Below are 16272 nucleotides of genomic sequence, written 5' to 3' on the forward strand. Positions count from 1 at the left end.
GTTGTCGGGCGGTCAGCCGATGTTGTCGACTGCCGCCTTGGCCCGTGCGAGTGTCTGCTGAGCCGTCGCGTCGTTCTTCTCCAGCGTCGTCTTCAGCAACTGGATGATGTTCTTGACCTCCTGCGACGCGTTGTTCCAGCGCAGTTCCTTGGCGTGGTACTCGTCCGACACGCCGTCGGCCTGGAAGTCCTTCATCGCGGCCTTCACCTGAGTGTCACGTGCCGTGATCACCTGTTCCAGACGGGCGATCACCGCCTGGATGTTGGTCTGCGCCTCGGTCGACGCCGACATGTCGTACGAGCGACGGTCACTGCCGGATGCCATCGAAAACCACTCCCCGTGAGGTATACGTCAGTAGGTGCGAGGGACGGGCCGTCAGCGACGGCCCGAGAAACGGGCCGCGTCGAAGTTCGCCGTCGACATCTGCGTCCGTGCGTTCTCGCCCTGCTCCTGGTCACCCGAGCCGAACGCCGACTCCATGCCGGACTGACCGCCCAGGATCGCCTGGAGCGAGCTGTTCAGATCGGCCGTGATCTCGTCCGAACGCGACTTGAACAGATCGAACGCCGCCTTGCCCGAACCGTTGAACTTGCCCTCCAGCGGCGCCGCCGCCTGGATCAGCTGGCGGATCAGCAGTCCCAGATCGTTGGTGGACAGGTTCGACTGCTGCATCAGGGTCGTCAGGACCCCGGCTCCCATGTCGAACTTCATCAGCTTCCCCCTGTCGGTCTGATGTTCGGATGCTCACTCATCTGTATCAACTCAGGCGTCACACGTGCAATTTGCATTCGAGGTGTTGTGACAGAGGTATGACACGGCCTCACCGGCTCAAGCGCCCTTCAGATGCCGCATCAGCAGTTCGAAGTCCTTCCACGCCGACAGGTCGGAAGGATCGCCGGGCAGCGGGTAGTACAGCGCCGCACGCGTCTTCGGGCCCAGCTCGACCGGAGCCTGCGACAGCGGCGTGCGGCGGGCACGGTCGCCCGGCATCGCCCGCACCTCCTCGGCGCCCAGTACGAACGCCAGCGGCGCGCCCGGTCCTTCGAAGCAAGGGGGTACGGCCAGATCGCGGCGGGCCCTCCGGATCTGCACGAGCATCGACTGAAGGCGGTGGCGGGTCGCGAGGACCTCGGCGGCGCGAGGCACGGCATCCACCGGCGGTTCCTCGTCGGCGCCGTAGCCGAACGCCAGGGTGACCTCTTCCTCGACTCCCGCCTCCGTGCGGCGTACCCGGACCGTGGCCGAACCCGGCCGGTCCGGACTGCCGACCACCACGAACCAGGTGGAGCCGGGTGCCCGCTCGTAAGCGACATCGGTCAGGCGACGCGGCGACCACGGCAGATTGGCAGGTTCCGCGGTGCCCCAGCCGGCCGGGGGCTCCCCGGTCAGCTCCCGCCACACCGCCTCCAGGCCGCCGCCCAGCACCAGGCGCTCGTCGGCGGGGTGCACCGCGCGGTACGTGAGGGTGAGCTGGCGCCCGCCGGTCGCCGCGACCTCCTGGAAGGCGGCGGCCACCGGAGCGCCCGGAGCGCCCGGAGCGCCCGGAGCGCCCGGAACTCCCGGAGCGTCGGCCGTCGGCGTTGCGGCGCCCGGCCCGACGGGGGCGAACATGCCGTCCTGCCAGCGCAGTACGGCTCCGGTCCGGCCGTCGTAGTAGCCGTCCCGCTCGTCCCGCACGACCCACCGCGACGGCCAGCCGCCGAGGGTGTCGCGCACGGCGGGGGTGAGTGCGGCACCGGGCGGGCTGACGATCTGCAGGCCCAGCCCCGCCTCGGCGGCGGCGCGGAACGCGTCCGCGAGCCACGCCGTCATCGCGACGACAGGCCGGTCCTGGATGACGACGGCCACCTTATCGGTGAGGACGTCCACCGCGGGCGCTGCCGCGGCCGGATCCGGTGCCACGCTCACCCCGTCCGTACGGACGACGCCGAGCGACCGCGCGGCCTCCGGCGGCCACGCGGAGCCCCCGGCAAGGGCGACGAGACGGGCCGCGAAGGCGCCGGCGAGCCGCTCGGCGTCCGGGACCCCGGTGGTGGCGCGGGCCTCCGTCCACCAGAACGGCACCGGCGGCGGCGTGGCACCGAGCAGCCGCTCGGCCTCACCCTCGACCTGCACGAGCAGGGGCGCTTCGACCGAGACGAGCGGTCGCCCCAACTCGTCGCACAACTGCACGACGGCCCCTTCCCCCGCGAAACCTGCCAACGTGTCGGGGCCACCGGCAAGCAGCCCCGTCAGCACGGTGGCCGGGTCGGGCATACGGCGGGTGAGGGCGATGACGTCTTTGGTCATGTGGTCGCCGGCTCCTTGGTTTCTTCGCGGATTCGTGTCGTGGGCGGGCTTCTTCGCTCGTCTCTCGTGGGCGTGGCCTCCCCGGGGCCGGTGACACCGCACCGGCGGCGCAGCACCGCATCGGACCGTGGCGCCGCACCAGCGCAGTACCCCCGCAGCACCGCACCGGAGAATGCGCCGCTGCTGTGGGCCAGGGCCGGGGCAGCGCGCCGGGGCCCTGGCCCGGGCCGTGCGCCACTGCCGTGCGCCGGGCCCGGGGCCGACTCACCCGGCGGCGTACACCGTCTGGACGAGCCGGTCGGCCTGGCCCCTGCGGATGAGGACGCCCCGCCCCGGTGGCTGCCGCGAGGCGTACACGCCCGGGTAGAGCTGGCCCTCCCCGCGGTCGCCGTCCATGACGAGTGCCGAGGCACCGGACTCGCGCAGGCCCAGCACCAAGGGCTCGTACATCCCGCGCGACGCGCCCGCGACCCGGCGGGTCAGGACGAAGTGCAGGCCGATGTCGACGGCGGACGGGATGTACGGGAGGAACGAGGCGAGCGGAGACTGGCCGGCCGTGGTCAGGACGTCGTAGTCGTCGACGAGCACCACGATGCGCGGACCGCTGCCCCAACTGCCCGGCTCCAGGTCCTCCAGCGAGGCGCCCTCGTCGGGCAGCCGCTTCTCCAACTCGGTGGCGATCCCGGCGGACAGGCCCGCGCACAGCTTGGCGTTGTACGCGTAGCCGCCGAGAAACTCCTCCGGGATCACCCCGCGCAGGCCCCGGCGCGGGTCCATGACGGCGAACACCAGGTCGTCCTCGCCGTAGCGCTCGATCAGGCCCGCCGCGACCGTCTTCAGGAGAGTGGTCTTGCCGCACTCGCTGTCGCCGAGCACCAGCAGGTGCTGGTCGTGGTGGAACAGGTCGAGCAGAACGGGCGCGAGGGCCGTCTGGTCCAGCCCGATCGGCACCCGTCGCGGCTCGGCCACCGGACCGGGCAGCGCATGGGGTTCCAGTACGTGCGGCAGTACGCGTACGGGCTGGGCGATGTCCCCGCTCCATGTGGCGCGGATCGTGGCGGCGGCACGTTCCAGGACCGCGCCCAGCTCGGAGGCGTCGGCGAGCCCGTCGGTACGGGGAAGGGCGACCTGCGCGAACAACTTGCCGTCCGTGAGGACGCGGCCGGGCTCGTCCGGGGACAGGGTCTGCGCCAGCTTCCGGTCGATGCTCGAATCGCCCGGATCGTTGAGCCGCAGCTCGACGCGGGTGCCGAAGTTCGATTGCACGGCGATGCGGACGTCGTTCCAGCGCAGCATGCCCGCCACGACGTGGATGCCGTATCCGCCGCCCCGCTTGAGGAGGTCGCAGACGACGTCGTCCAGCTCCTCGAAGTCGTCGCGCAGCGCCCCGAAGCCGTCCACGACGAGCACGATCTCCGCGGACGCCAGCTCCGGGAGGCGGCCGGTCGCGTGCAGGGTCCGCAGTTGCTCGACGGAGTCGATGCCGTGGGTGCGGAAGATTTCCTCGCGCAGAGCGAGCATGCCGCGCACCTCCTCGACGGTCCGTGCGGCCCGCTCCCGGTCGGCGCGCCCCGCCACCCCGCCGACATGCGGCAACGCGGACAGCGCGTGCAGGCCCCCGCCCACCAGGTCCAGGGCGTACACGCCGACCTCCTGGGGCGTGTGGGTCAGGGCGAGGGACAGGACCAGGGTGCGCAGCAGGGTGGTCTTGCCGGACTGGGGTCCGCCGATGAACGCGGCATGGCCGCCGGCCACCGTCAGGTCCAGGAACCACTCGCCCTGCCACTGCTTGGCCGGGTCGTCGAGCAGCCCGAGCGGTACCTGGAGCGGGCCGCGCCGCTGGCGCAGCCGCATGCCGCGCGGGCCGACGTCGAGCGGGCCGGCGACCCGGTCGAGGGGGAGCGCGGTGGGCAGCGGCGGCAGCCAGATGCGGCGCACCGGGGCGACGGACACGCGCTCCAACTGCTCCACCATGACACCCATCTCGGTGGGGCCGGTCTCGCGGCGCCGCACCGTGGGCTCCCCGCCTCCCTCGCCTCCGCTCTCCGGCTCGGCCAGGGTGTTGTACGCCGGGTACTCCAGCGCCGACGGACCGGCGTCCTCCTCGTCGGGGCGCCGCACGGGCCCGTGGTACGCGCCGGAGACGTAGCCGGCCTTGAAGCGTTCGTAGTGGCTGGTGTCGACCTTGAGGTAGCCGAAGCCGGGCAACGGTGGCAGATGGAAGGCGTCGCTGGTCTCCAGCACCGTGCGGGACTCGTCGGCGGAGAAGGTGCGCAGGCCCAGCCGGTACGACAGGTAGGTGTCCAGGCCGCGCAGCTTGCCGCCCTCGATGCGCTGGCTGGACAGCAGCAGGTGTACGCCGATGGAGCGGCCGATGCGGCCGATGGACAGAAAAAGATCGATGAAGTCCGGCTTGGCCGTGAGGAGTTCACCGAACTCGTCGATGACGACGAACAGGTGCGGCAGCGGTTCCAGGTCGGGCCGCTTCTCGGCGCGCAGAGCCGCGTAGTCACCGATGTCGGCCACGTTGCCCGCGTCCTTCAGCACCTGCTGGCGGCGCTTCACCTCGCCGGCGAGGGAGGAGTGGACGCGTTCGACGAGGCCCGCCTGGTTCTCCAGGTTGGTGATGACCCCGGCGACGTGCGGCAGGCCGGCGAACGGTGCGAAGGTCGCCCCGCCCTTGTAGTCGACGAGTACGAGCGCCAGGTCCTCCGGCGGATGGGTGGACACCAGGGCCAGGACGAGGGTGCGCAGCAGCTCCGACTTGCCGGAGCCGGTGGCCCCGACGCACAGTCCGTGCGGGCCCATACCGAGCTCGGAGGACTCCTTCAGATCGAGCAGCACCGGTTCGTGCGAGTCGTTGACGCCGATGGGGACGCGCAGGAAGGCGCGTTCGCCGCGTGGCGCCCACAGCCGGTCCAGGTCGAGCCGGGCCACGTCCTCGATGCCGAGCAGGCCGGCGAAGTCGACCGGACCGGACAGCGGCGCGTCCACCAGGGACTCGGCGGACAGCCGCAGCGGGGCCAGCATGCGGGCCAGGCCCTCCGCGAACGGCACGTCCACCTCATCCACGGTGCCGTGCGCGCTGACCGGCTCTTCCTCGCGCAGGTCCTCGATGAGGACCCGTTCGCCGTCGACGCTGATGCGCACCCCGACGTGCCCGGGTTCCTGCACGCGCTGTTCGAGGAGATGGAGGACGGTGACACCCATGTCGCGCAGGCCCACGGCCTCGTCCGGCAGCGGCAGCTCGACGGCGTCCTCGCCGTGGCCGTCGGCGACGACGAGCAGTCGCGACGTCATCGACAGGGCGTCCTTGCCGGACAGACCGCGCCGTACCTCTGCCGCGTACGACGCCCGGCGCCGCAGCTCGGAGCCCAGTTGCCGGGCCAGTTGGGGAAGGGACGGGGCGATGCGACGGGCGGCGACCGGTCCGTCGAACCGCTCGCCGTCGAGCAGGTGCGGCAGCCACTTGGCCCACTCCCAGTCGGTGAGCCGGTCACCCGGGGCGGCGACGGCGATGGCCACGTCGTCGGACGCGTGGAGCGCCGCCACCTGTACGAGCAGGGCGCGGGCGACTCGCAGGCAGTCCTCGCGGGGCCCGACGACGCTGATGTTGCCCACCCGGTCGAGGGGGACGGTGAGCGGGAGTTCGTGGCCGGTACGGAAGCGTGTGGTCAGAGCGGAGGCTTCGTTGAGCATGAACCGGTCGGGCGGGGTGAGAGCCGAGGACCCCGGCTGGGCGATCTTCAGATCGCGTACGGGCATCTCACCGGTCCCCACCCGGGCCCGCAGGAAGTCACCGTCGACCCGGCGCCGCTCCCACAGCCGCGCGGGATCGCGCACGATGTCGTACAAGGCGTGCGGCGGCGGGTTGAGGACGTCGGCGAGTTCGCGCCGCTCCCGTTCCTCGGCGGCCAGTTCCTCGCGCAGGTCCTCCAGATACGCCAGGTACGCCTCGCGCTGGGTGCGGCGGGTGCGCTGGGCCTTGCCGCGCTGCGAGAAGACCAGCACGAGAGAGCCGAGGACCGTGACGACCAGGATGATCGCGCCGAGCACGGCGAACTGGCTGTTGCGGACGACCGTCATCATCACGACGGACGACATCACGCCTGCGACGGGCAGCAGCGACATCGCGATATTGCCGGCCTTGCCCTCGGGCAGGTTCGGAGGTGCCTCGATGACACGGGCCTCGGAGTCTGCCGTGGGGCGGGTGGTCCGGGCCGGACGGTGAATCAGTCGGGTGCTCATCAGCCGCTCAGGTGGGGTTCAGTGGCGCCGCAGGGACCGCTCGAAGGCGTCGGCGGCGATACGGGTGACGGCCTGCCGGGTCGGCTGGGCCAGCAGGTCGGTGCGGATCGGGCCGCCGGCCGCGAGGTGCCGGTCGTAGGGCAGGAGGTGCACGGACGCCCCGGTCGACTCCAGCCTCCGGGCGGCCTCGCCGAGACCGAGGCGCGGGTGCGGCGTCAGCTCGGTGAGCACGACCACGCTGCCGGTGATCACGTGCTCGGGCAGTCCCCGCATCCATTCCAGGACCGCGTACGTGCTGGTGACGCCCTCCAGCGTGGCGGGGGTGGTCAGGACGCGGGCCTGAGAGGCGGACAGGGCGACGCGGGCCACCTCGGCGGGCAGGGTCTCGCAGTCGACGACCGTCACACCGAAGTAGCGGCGCAGCGCGACCATGGCCCGCCCATAGGTCGTACTGTCCATCATCGCGCCGATCTGGCCCTGGCTGCCGGGCAGCAGCCAGGCGTTGTCGGGGAGCTGGACCAGATAGCCGGTGACGTCCAGCAGCGACATCTGCGGTTCGACGATGCCGGGGATGTCGGCGGTCGTCCATCGCAGTTGCTCCGCCCCGAGCCTCAGCGGCAGCGAGCCGAGCGCCGGGTCGGCTTCCACGAACAGGACGGGGTCTTGGCGGTAGTGCGCGTACGTGGTACCGAGCAGGGCGGCGACGGTCGACTTGCCGGCCCCGCCACGGATGGACGTGACCGCGATCTGCCGCCCGGTCGTCACCGGCCGCTGAAGCGTTTCGGCGGTACGGGTCGCCTCCGCGACCTCGCGCGCCGCCGACGAGGAAACGATCCTTCTGATGGTGCGTACGGCGCGGGTAGTCATGGACTCGCCGTGCCGCGGCTTGCGGACGGCACCGGCAAGCTGCGCGTCGACCACGGGCAGGGAGTCGGGTGTGCGGGGCGGCTGGGCACCGGTGGCACGAACGACCTCGGGCCGGGCGGAGGCCGGGGCGTGAGCGGCGGGCGCGGCAGGGGAGGCCGGCGCGGAAGGGACTGCGGAAGGCGGAGGAGGAACGGCAGGGGCGGCCGAGGCGGAAGTGGACGCGGAGGCCGGGGCGGGAGCGGCAGGGGAGACCGGGCCGGGCCGGGCAGGATCTGCCCGACCCGGCCCGTGGGCCTGTGGCTGTACGGGGGCCACGCCCTGGACCCGCTCCTGCTGCCGGCCTTGTCCGATGGGCTGACCGTGGGCCAGGCCGGGGACGTGGGGCGGGTTCAGCGGTGCCTGCCCGCCGCGCCCGGGTTCGGCCCGCGGGGACGGATCACCGCCGGAGGCGGCACCCCCGCCACCTCTCAGATCCCGCAGCAGATCGCCCTGCCAGTTGTCCCCACTCGACATGTCCGCTCCACCCCGTCGCCTTCTTGTCCTCCGCCTCGCCGTCGCTCAGCGCGGCGGTTCGGAACTTTCAGAACCTGTCGAGCAGTTGCCCGTACACGCCGAACACCCCCACGGCGAGCGGGAACAGCCCCACCATGCCGATCGACTCGACCAGGTCGCCCGTCCGCCGCAACCGGACCCGCACATGCTCGGGCGGCTGGACCGCCAGCACGAGCAGCGGCACCACGGCGGCCGCGCACAGCACGGCGAGCGGCCCCGCGCCCCCGGCGTGCTCCATCCACACCCTCACGAGGCGTACGAGGATGAGCCCCCCGGCGGCGAACAGCGCCACGACCTCGGCCACCAGCGGGAACGCCCGGGCCCTCGACAACAGGACCACGGCGACGACCGATGCGAGCACCGCGCCCCAGGCGGAAGGCCGGCTGCCCAGAGTGAGCAGCCATCCGGCCGCCGCGGCGGAGGCCGCGGTGACCACCGTCGCGAGTGCGAGCCCTCGGTGGGTGGCCGCGAGCGCGTTGCCCACTTCGTGACGGCTCACGGATGCGCCGCTCGACCGCCGGTCGTCCAGCGCGGTCAGCCCGGACGCCATCAGGGCGAGCCGTGGCAGCAGCCCGAGCAGCACGACCGAGCACACGGCCATCACGGCACCGAGCCGTGACAGGTCGGACTGAACGGCGGCAACGGTCTCCCACACGACGACGACCACGGCCGAGGCGGCGGCGCCGATGAGCCCGCCACGACCGAGAGGCGAGAAGTAGCCGAGCGCCGCCAGCGTCACGGTCAGCGCCCCGGCGACCGCGGCGAGCCGTAGCGCGCCGGACCAGTCGTACGCGTCGGCGGCGGTCCACGCGGCGAGCGTGCCGAGCGTGCCCGACAGCAGCAACAAAGCGGTCGCCAGGCCCCGGTTGCCCTGCCCGATTCGGGCGACGAGCGCCCCCGCCACCAGCAGGCAGAGCGTGACCGCCGCCAGCACACCGGCCAGCGCGTCGAGCGCGAACTCACGGCGGGCGAGGAGTGCGGCAGTCACCGCGAACCCGACGGACGCCACGCCCGCACCGGCCCGGCGTGCCGCCGGACGCCACAGCCATGCCTGGACATCGAGGTCGTCCGCCACCTGGTCGGTGACGTCGTGCACCACGGGCGCGGGCGGCGCCGAGTGCGTTCGTACGAGCCGAAGTACGGCGCCGTCGGCGATCTCCGCCGAAGCGAGGGTGGTCTCGTGCGGTAGAGCGGAGCCGTCGAACGTGACCAGTTGACGGGTCATCGGGCGCGAGGCGGCCCGGTCGTCCAGCAACCGCAGGATGTCCGGGAGCAGTTGCCCGATCGGGGTGTCCGAGGGCAGGACCAGGTCGGCGCGGCGTCGTTCACCGACCAGGGTCACCCGGCTCAGTCGCGCGCGGGACGTCGTTGCTGTGCTCACCACTTGCGGGAACCTATCATCACGGCGCTGACTGCTTTCAGGTGCAATTTCGACGTGGTGGTAACGGCCGGATTCGGCCGTTACCAGTTCAGCGAAGTCCGTCGGTGTCACGGGAAGCCCTCCGGGCCCATCCGTGCCCAGCGGCTTTTGTCCTGGGGCCTCTGGCCTGCGGCTTCTAGTGCCGTTGCCTGATGCGGCACTAGGGAGCGGATGACGGGCCGGGGGACGGCTCGTGCGGTTCCTGCAGGCGCTGTTGCTGCTTCTTCTCTTCAGCCTTTTGCTGTGCCAGCGTGTGCTGAAGGAACGACCAGCCGACGCAGCCCGCGCACAGCACGGCCGCGATGGCGATACCGGCGAATACCTTGCCCAACCGTTCATCGGCCGTGCGCCGGGCCCGCTGCGCGCCGAACAACAAGGCGTCCCGTATCCTGCGCCGCCGTACCGCCACCGACTCCAGCAACTGGCTGTCGTAATCCCGCGCCATGTCCGATGCCGCCTCCCCCATGCTTCGCCTGTGCAACATAAGTCACGGCCGAGCAGACGATCCACCCGCCCCCGGGGGAGCACGCCTCCGGCGCCGTCGAAGGCCACGGGCGGCACGGCGGCGCGAAGGTGTGCTTCTCCGTGAAGAAGTGCTTCTGGCGTGAAGGCTCGTCACCTGACCCCGGCGCGTCAGCACACAACTGCGGCCCCCTGCGGGCGGGGGCTGCGGCCGGGCGGTGAGCCTCGGGATTCGAGCCCCGGGCCCGCTGGTTCACTCCTGCGGGGGACGGGCCGGGGCTGCGGCCGGGCGGTGAGCCTCGGGATTCGGGCGCCGGGACTCGGGCTTCGGGATTCGAGCGACTTCTTCAACCGGTGGGTAAAGAAGGGTGATTCGGGGAACCGGCCTACCTCCCTGACCCGTCACGGCCAGCAAGTACGACTAATGGTGACCGACTTGCAGCGCGGCGTCACGGCTGCTTACGGTGCCGAAACGAATCGACCCCGACACGGTGTTTAGCGCACCGGGCCGGGGTCTCACCCCAAGATCGAAAGAAGCGATCTCGTGGCTACCCAGAACCTTAGCCCTGCCCTGTGCGTCCCCGCATCCTCCCCCGCGTATCCGATGGCCAAGCCCGGATACGGCAAGCGGTCCGCGCCGGACCAACTTCCGCCTCGCGCCGATGACTTCGCGTTGCTGCCCGAGCGGGAGCGGTATGTCGCCGGGTTCGTCGACCACCTGCCCGACGGCGCGGCGATGACTGTGAAGACCCTGGCCAAGCAACTGCCGCTGTACGGACAGCAGGCCGTCGGCAGTGCCCTGGCCGCCTTGTCGGTGGCGGGTCACCTGCGCCGGGTACGTTGCCTGGTGGGCGAGGGGGAGCAGGTCCGCTGGGTCTTCCGCACCTTCTGGTCCCGCACCGCACGCGACAACGAATGGTGGAACGCCTACCTGGACGCGGAGGACCACCGGGCCGTGGCCGATCCGGAGGGCGGTGCCGAGCCCGGGGCGGCGGCGGTGCCCGGTACGGGGGACGAGTCCTGGACAAGTGTCGTGCCGGAAGCTCCGACGACCGCGCCCGTGTCGCCCCGGACCTGCGCGCAGGTCCCGATTCCGGCACCTGGGGCCCCCGCCGATACGCCTGCCGCACCCGCACCCGGCGTACCCGCGCAGCCGGGGCCGAGGTGCCTCTCGCCCGCGTACCTGGCCCTGGCACGGCTCGGGCGCGTCGACCACCGGCTGGCCCTGTCCGCCGCCGACTGCGAGGCACTGGAGGCACGCGCCACGGAATGGCTCGCACGCGGTGTCAGTACGGACTACCTCACCCAGGCGCTCACCGCCGGACTTCCCGCCCGGGTCGACTCACCCGTCGGCTTCCTGCGCCATCGGCTCAAGGACAAGATTCCGCCCGCGCTGCCCGTCGCGCCGGACACCCCCACCGGATCTGCCCGACGGGTGATGGTGGAATGCGCGCGGTGCGGCGCCCCCGGCCGCCCCGACGCGCTTCCCGACGGCCTCTGCCGTCCCTGCCGACAGGCCGCCCATGGTGCGGCCCTTGTTCCGGATGCTGTCACCGGGCACGCCGCCGGGCGTGAGGTGCGTGCCTATGTGAACGAACTCCGCGAGCTCCTCAAGGTCCCCTGACCCAGCGGTCGTCGCGGGGATATGAGTTGCCGTTGTGCTCACCCACCGCGGGCCCTGGCTGAACCACGGGGAAGCTGTCCGGGCGGGCCTTCAGCCGGGCGGTCAGAGTTCACGCAGGGCGGGGAGCAGCTTTTCCCCGGCCCAGCGCAGGAACGGCTGTTGGTGGTAGCCGCCGATCTGGACGAGCGCGATCTCCGTGAAACCGGCCTCGGCGTAGGGCCGTACGGCATCGACGAACTCCTCGACGTCGTCCCCGCACGGAATCGCCTTCGCGATGTCGTCGGGCCGTACGGGGTCGGTGGCCTGGGCGAAGGAAGCCGGGCTCGGGAGCTCGGAATTGACCTTCCAGCCGCCGACCGACCACCGGAACTGGTCGTGGGCCCGCTCGACCGCCGCGTCCCGGTCCTCGTCGTAGCAGACCGGGAGCTGACCGATCCGTGGCTTCCCCGTGCCGCCGAACCGGTCGAACGCGGTCAGCAGTTCCGGCTCGGGCTCCGTGGCGATGACCAGGTCGGCGAGGCGGCCCGCGATCGCGCAGGACCGCTGTCCCGAGACGGCGACGCCGATGGGAACACGTGTGGCGGGAAGGTCCCAGATCTTGGCCCGGTCCACCGCGAAGTGGGTGCCGCGACGGCTCACGTACCCGCCGTCGAACAGCGCCGCGATGATCTCCACGGCCTCTTCGAGCATCTCCAGCCGCACCCGCAGGGAAGGCCACCCCGCACCGACCACGTGTTCGTTGAGGTTCTCGCCGGAACCCAGGCCGAGCCGGAAGCGTCCTTCGGAAAGGTCTTGCAAAGTCGCCGCCTTCTGCGCCACCACGACGGGGTGGTAACGGATGGTCGGGCAGGTCACGTACGTCATCAGCGGGATGGCAGAGGTCGCCTGCGCCGCCGCGCCCAGCACACTCCAGGCGTACGGCGCATGTCCCTGGGAGTCCAGCCAGGGGAAGTAGTGGTCGGAGGTGACCGAGAAGTCGAATCCGGCCCGTTCGGCCCCCACCACGTCCTCGACGAGAGTCCGGGGCCCGGCTTGTTCGGTCATCATCGTGTATCCGAATTGCGCCATATCGGACAGTTTGCCGGTATTTGGGTTCCGAAACCCGTTCGAAAGGGAATGTTCGACGGAGGACGACGGTCCTTCCCCGGGCAGCTCCGTCACGTGGTTGGTTCATCATGCCGCGTGTCGGCCGACGCCGAGGGCCGATGCGCGGATCGGCGGTTTCGTGGATCTGCGGTTCAACGGCCGAGCGCTGCGTGGTGGACATGCAGAAGTCCGCACACGGAGCGAGCATCGAACACATCGAACACTGGACATGAACACTGGACATGAATGGTCCGCTCCGCGCCCTGCCCCCTTCCTCCGGTCGGGCGGCGGCGCACGGAAGGGCTCGGGAAGGGAAGAGGCATGGCCGGTGACCGTCGTGGGCCGGTGCTTCCCCGGTACCGCGGCCCGCTGTCCGCAGCGTTGACCTGCGCACTCCGGGACGGTGGCGCGCTGCCCGACACGGCAGCCGCGAGCCGGGCCGACCCCTACGGTGATGATCTCCAGCTCGCGCTGTACACCTGCTACGAACTGCACTACCGAGGTTTCGACGGCGTCGATTCCGGGTGGGAATGGGATCCCGCGCTTCTCGCGGTCCGTGCCGCGTTGGAGCACCGCTTCCTGGCCGCTCTGCGTCGTGACCTCGGTGATCCGGGGTTGCTGGACGATCTCCTGAGCGGTCTGCTGGTCGACACCGTCGACGGTGGTGGCGTATCGGAGTTCCTTGAGGAGCGCGGCACGCTGGACCACCTTCGTGAGTACGTGAAGCAGCGTTCCCTCTACCACCTCAAAGAGGCGGATCCGCACGCGTGGGTGCTGCCACGGCTCAGTGGCCGGGCGAAGGCGGGCATGGCCGCGGTCGAGTACGACGAATTCGGCGGTGGCAGGGCGGAGCGCGTGCATGCCAGGCTGTTCGCGGACCTCATGGCGGATCTCGGTCTCGAAACGTACTACGGCCACTATGTGGACGTCGGCTGCGCCGAGATGCTCGCCCTGGTGAACGCCATGTCGCTCTTCGGGCTGCACCGACGTCTGCGCGGAGCACTGGTGGGCCACTTCGCGGCCGTGGAGATCACCTCGTCGCCGGCCTCCCGGCGCCTCGCGCACGCCATGGAACGCACCGGTGCCGGGCCGGCCGCGGAATTCTTCTACAGCGAGCACGTCGAGGCCGACGCCGTGCACGAACAGGTCGTCCGGCGGGACGTGATCGGCGGACTCCTGGACGAGGAACCCGAGTTGGAGCCGGACATCGCGTTCGGAATCGCCGTGACCTCACATCTGGAGGACCGTCTCGGCTCACGACTCCTTACGGCCTGGGGTGCGTGAAGAACGGAACGTCATCCGCCTCATGTCCGGCTCGGGCCATGTCCGGCTCGGGCCACGTCCGGCTCGGGCCACGTCCGGCTCGGGCCGTGACCACTGCGGAACAGGTCCGAACCCGATCGACGCGGACTGTGACCACTGCGGACCATTCCGCCACGATCGGCCCGGCCGGGGGTCGGGGCCGGTCGCTCCGAGCGGCGACCGGCGCCATCCGGAGAGACCATGGAATCCGGTTCGGTTTCCTCCCACGGGAGCAAGCTCATGGCCGCTGAACTCGTGAACTCTTCACGGCCCCCCTTTCTACGGCCCCCCTTTCTACGGCCCCCCTTTCCACGGCCCCCCTTTCTGGTGAGGCCACCCGGGGTGTACGCGCCGCAGCGCGACACGTGGTTGCTGATGGCGGCGCTCGACAGGGAGGGCATCGGGCCCGGGGCAGCCGTGCTGGACATCGGAACGGGAAGCGGGGCCCTGGCCATACGGGCCGCGCAACTGGGCGGGAAGGTGACGGCCGTCGACATCACGCGCCGGGCGGTCGCCACAGCACGCCTCAACGCGACTCTGCACCTCTGCCGCATCGCCGTGCACCGCGGTGATCTGGCCTCCGCCATCCGCGCTCACACCTTCGACCTCGTGCTGTGCAACCCGCCCTACGTGCCCGCTCCCGCGGCGGACGTCCCGCGACGCGGCGCCGCTCGTTCCTGGGACGCGGGGACGGACGGCCGGGCGGTGGTCGACCGGGTCTGCGAGGGCGCGCCCACCATGCTGCGCAGGGGCGGCGTACTCCTGATGGTGCACTCCGGACTGTGCGATCCCGGCGCAACGCTGAGGCATCTCGACCGCGTGGGTCTGGACGCGACTGTCAGTAACCGTGTGCACATACCTTTCGGACCCGTTCTGCGCTCCAGAGAGGACTGGCTGCGTGAGCGGGAGCTGCTGGAGGGCGAGGAGAAGACCGAGGAGTTGGTGGTCATCCGTGCCGAACGAACCTGATGCCGCACGTCGTGTCACCGTGACGGAACGGGGCCCCCTGCTGGTGGAGGGGCCGGTGGAAGTCACGGGCCCCGACGGAGTCACCCATGTCTCGAACCGCTTCGTCGTCGCGATCTGCACATGCAGGCGCAGCCGCATTCCCCCTTGGTGCGACACCAGCCACCGCCGCCGCTCGCGTTCCTCGCAGCACTCCGCCTGATGGGCGTGGAGCCTGTCCCGGACCGCAGCGAGAACGTGGTGCGCAAAAAGCGGTTCCCGGCGATGGGGCTGCCCGCCTACGGTGGCGCGATGTTCCAGGTGCGGGAGATGAACGAGGCGGACATCGACGCAGTCTCGGCGATACGGGTACGGGGCTGGCAGCACGCGTACACGGGCATCGTCCCCCGCGCCAGTCTGGACGCGATGACGGTGGAGGACGACGCCGAACGGCGGCGGAAGTGGTTCGCTCACCCGCGGCGGCGGTCGACGGACCTCGTCGCGGCCGATGCCGGTGCCCCTGTGGGGTGGATCTGCTTCGGTCCGTACCGGGGGCGGCGGCTGTTCGCCGCGGGGCGGGAGGAGGCGGCCGGTGAGATATACGCCCTCTATGTCCGCCCCGATCTGATCGGCCGCGGGGTCGGCCGGGCCCTGCTCGCCGAGGCCCATACGCGCATGGGCCTCGGCGAGCAGGGCCAAGGGTTCCGGACCGTGGTCCTGTGGGTCCTCGAAGGCAACCGGCGGGCCCGCCGCTTCTACGAACGATCCGGCTACCAGGCCGACGGCGAAACCCAGGACGACGTGTACGGCGACGTCACGCTCACCGAACTCCGCTACCGGGTCTAATCGCAGTGCACCGGGCTTTAGTCCGGTGGTGAAGCGATTCTGAGAAGTGCTCTGACTCGCGCGGTGCGCATGGGTCTGCCGTGTTGGCCTCAGCTCAGACGGGCCGGTTCTGTTGCTCGATGTACTGCTTCACGATCGACAGTGGAGCCCCGCCGACCGACCCGGCGAAGTACGAGCCGGACCACAGCCGCTGTGCCCGCCAGTAGTGTCGGACCAGTTCCGGATACTCCTGGCGAAGTCTGCGGGAGCTGACGCCCTTGAGGCTGTTGACCAACCTGGACAGGGCAACTTTCGGCGGGAAGTTCACGAGCAGGTGGACGTGGTTGTTCTCGCCGTTGAACTCGACCAGCTCGCATTCGAAGTCGGCGCAGACAGCTCGCATGATCTCTTCCATGCGCGTCAGGTGGGCGTCCTTGAAGACCTTGTGCCGGTACTTCGTCACGAAAACCAAGTGTGCATGAAGGACGAAGGCACAGTGTCGACCAGTGCGGATGTTCTGATAATCAGCCATAAACCAACTGTAGTAGGGTGACCGTTATGCAGTTGAGGTACAGCTTCCGCCTGTATCCGAACGGTCCTCAGCGCGCAGCTCTGGCCAGGGCGTTCGGGTGTGCGCGGGTGGTCTACAACG

At 70.8% G+C, this 16272-nt stretch carries 15 protein-coding genes; 6 read left to right on the top strand and 9 right to left on the bottom strand.

The genetic code is table 11. From position 1 onward, the window contains the following. Positions 1-12: 12 nt before the first annotated feature. The 7 genes from ACGF2V_RS25190 to ACGF2V_RS25220 form a co-directional block, all read right to left on the bottom strand. A complete protein-coding gene (locus ACGF2V_RS25190) occupies positions 13-324 on the bottom strand; it encodes a pore-forming ESAT-6 family protein (protein WP_362623851.1) in 312 nt (103 codons plus the stop codon). 51 nt (positions 325-375) lie between these two features. Then, positions 376-711 (bottom strand): hypothetical protein, encoded by a 336-nt coding sequence (locus ACGF2V_RS25195; protein ID WP_362709139.1) that lies wholly within the window; start codon positions 709-711, stop codon positions 376-378. Positions 712-828: 117 nt separating this feature from the next. Further along, positions 829-2289: a DUF6177 family protein gene (locus ACGF2V_RS25200; RefSeq protein ID WP_362709136.1), complete on the bottom strand. Its 1461-nt coding sequence runs from the start codon at positions 2287-2289 to the stop codon at positions 829-831. A gap of 264 nt (positions 2290-2553) precedes the next feature. Then, positions 2554-6537, bottom strand: a complete 3984-nt coding sequence (gene eccCa / locus ACGF2V_RS25205; RefSeq protein WP_362709133.1) for a type VII secretion protein EccCa — start codon at positions 6535-6537, stop codon at positions 2554-2556. Between the two features lie 18 nt (positions 6538-6555). Beyond that, positions 6556-7404, bottom strand: a complete 849-nt coding sequence (locus tag ACGF2V_RS25210; RefSeq protein ID WP_392913126.1) for a MinD/ParA family protein — start codon at positions 7402-7404, stop codon at positions 6556-6558. Positions 7405-7984: 580 nt separating this feature from the next. Then, entirely contained in the window at positions 7985-9340 is a 1356-nt protein-coding gene (gene eccD / locus ACGF2V_RS25215; RefSeq protein ID WP_362623866.1) for a type VII secretion integral membrane protein EccD, read from the bottom strand. A 196-nt stretch (positions 9341-9536) separates the two neighbouring features. Continuing rightward, a complete protein-coding gene (locus ACGF2V_RS25220; RefSeq protein ID WP_362623909.1) occupies positions 9537-9821 on the bottom strand; it encodes a hypothetical protein in 285 nt (94 codons plus the stop codon). A gap of 561 nt (positions 9822-10382) precedes the next feature. Between ACGF2V_RS25220 and ACGF2V_RS25225 the strand changes: the two genes are divergently transcribed. After that, positions 10383-11462 carry a MarR family transcriptional regulator gene (locus tag ACGF2V_RS25225; RefSeq protein ID WP_362623869.1) on the top strand — a complete coding sequence of 360 codons (1080 nt, stop codon included), beginning with the start codon at positions 10383-10385 and terminating at the stop codon, positions 11460-11462. A 102-nt stretch (positions 11463-11564) separates the two neighbouring features. On the opposite strand, the gene ACGF2V_RS25230 is transcribed toward ACGF2V_RS25225, so the two are convergent. After that, the gene (locus ACGF2V_RS25230) at positions 11565-12530 is read right to left on the bottom strand and encodes an LLM class F420-dependent oxidoreductase (RefSeq protein ID WP_362623875.1); all 966 of its coding nucleotides are present in this window, start codon (positions 12528-12530) and stop codon (positions 11565-11567) included. Positions 12531-12869: 339 nt separating this feature from the next. Between ACGF2V_RS25230 and ACGF2V_RS25235 the strand changes: the two genes are divergently transcribed. The 4 genes from ACGF2V_RS25235 to ACGF2V_RS25250 all read left to right on the top strand — a co-directional run bounded on the left by ACGF2V_RS25235 (position 12870) and on the right by ACGF2V_RS25250 (position 15641). Beyond that, the gene (locus ACGF2V_RS25235; protein WP_362709128.1) at positions 12870-13832 is read left to right on the top strand and encodes an iron-containing redox enzyme family protein; all 963 of its coding nucleotides are present in this window, start codon (positions 12870-12872) and stop codon (positions 13830-13832) included. 360 nt (positions 13833-14192) lie between these two features. Then, positions 14193-14819, top strand: coding sequence for a HemK2/MTQ2 family protein methyltransferase (locus ACGF2V_RS25240; protein WP_362709125.1), 627 nt, complete (start codon positions 14193-14195; stop codon positions 14817-14819). Then, positions 14803-15018 (top strand): CDGSH iron-sulfur domain-containing protein, encoded by a 216-nt coding sequence (locus ACGF2V_RS25245; protein WP_362709123.1) that lies wholly within the window; start codon positions 14803-14805, stop codon positions 15016-15018. Before ACGF2V_RS25240 ends, ACGF2V_RS25245 begins: the two co-directional genes overlap by 17 nt. Further along, positions 15018-15641, top strand: coding sequence for a GNAT family N-acetyltransferase (locus ACGF2V_RS25250; protein ID WP_362709121.1), 624 nt, complete (start codon positions 15018-15020; stop codon positions 15639-15641). The genes ACGF2V_RS25245 and ACGF2V_RS25250 overlap by 1 nt, the downstream gene beginning before the upstream one ends. A gap of 94 nt (positions 15642-15735) precedes the next feature. Here ACGF2V_RS25250 and tnpA read toward each other — a convergent pair whose 3' ends face one another. Further along, on the bottom strand, positions 15736-16152 hold the full coding sequence (gene tnpA / locus ACGF2V_RS25255) for an IS200/IS605 family transposase (RefSeq protein ID WP_392913130.1): 417 nt from the start codon (positions 16150-16152) through the stop codon (positions 15736-15738). A 26-nt stretch (positions 16153-16178) separates the two neighbouring features. On the opposite strand from tnpA, the gene ACGF2V_RS25260 reads away from it, so the two are divergent. Next, a partial coding sequence (locus tag ACGF2V_RS25260; RefSeq protein ID WP_362623915.1) for a helix-turn-helix domain-containing protein occupies positions 16179-16272 on the top strand: 94 nt, incomplete at its 3' end.

The organism is Streptomyces sp. NPDC047982 (genome assembly GCF_043204165.1).
Classification (GTDB): domain Bacteria; phylum Actinomycetota; class Actinomycetes; order Streptomycetales; family Streptomycetaceae; genus Streptomyces.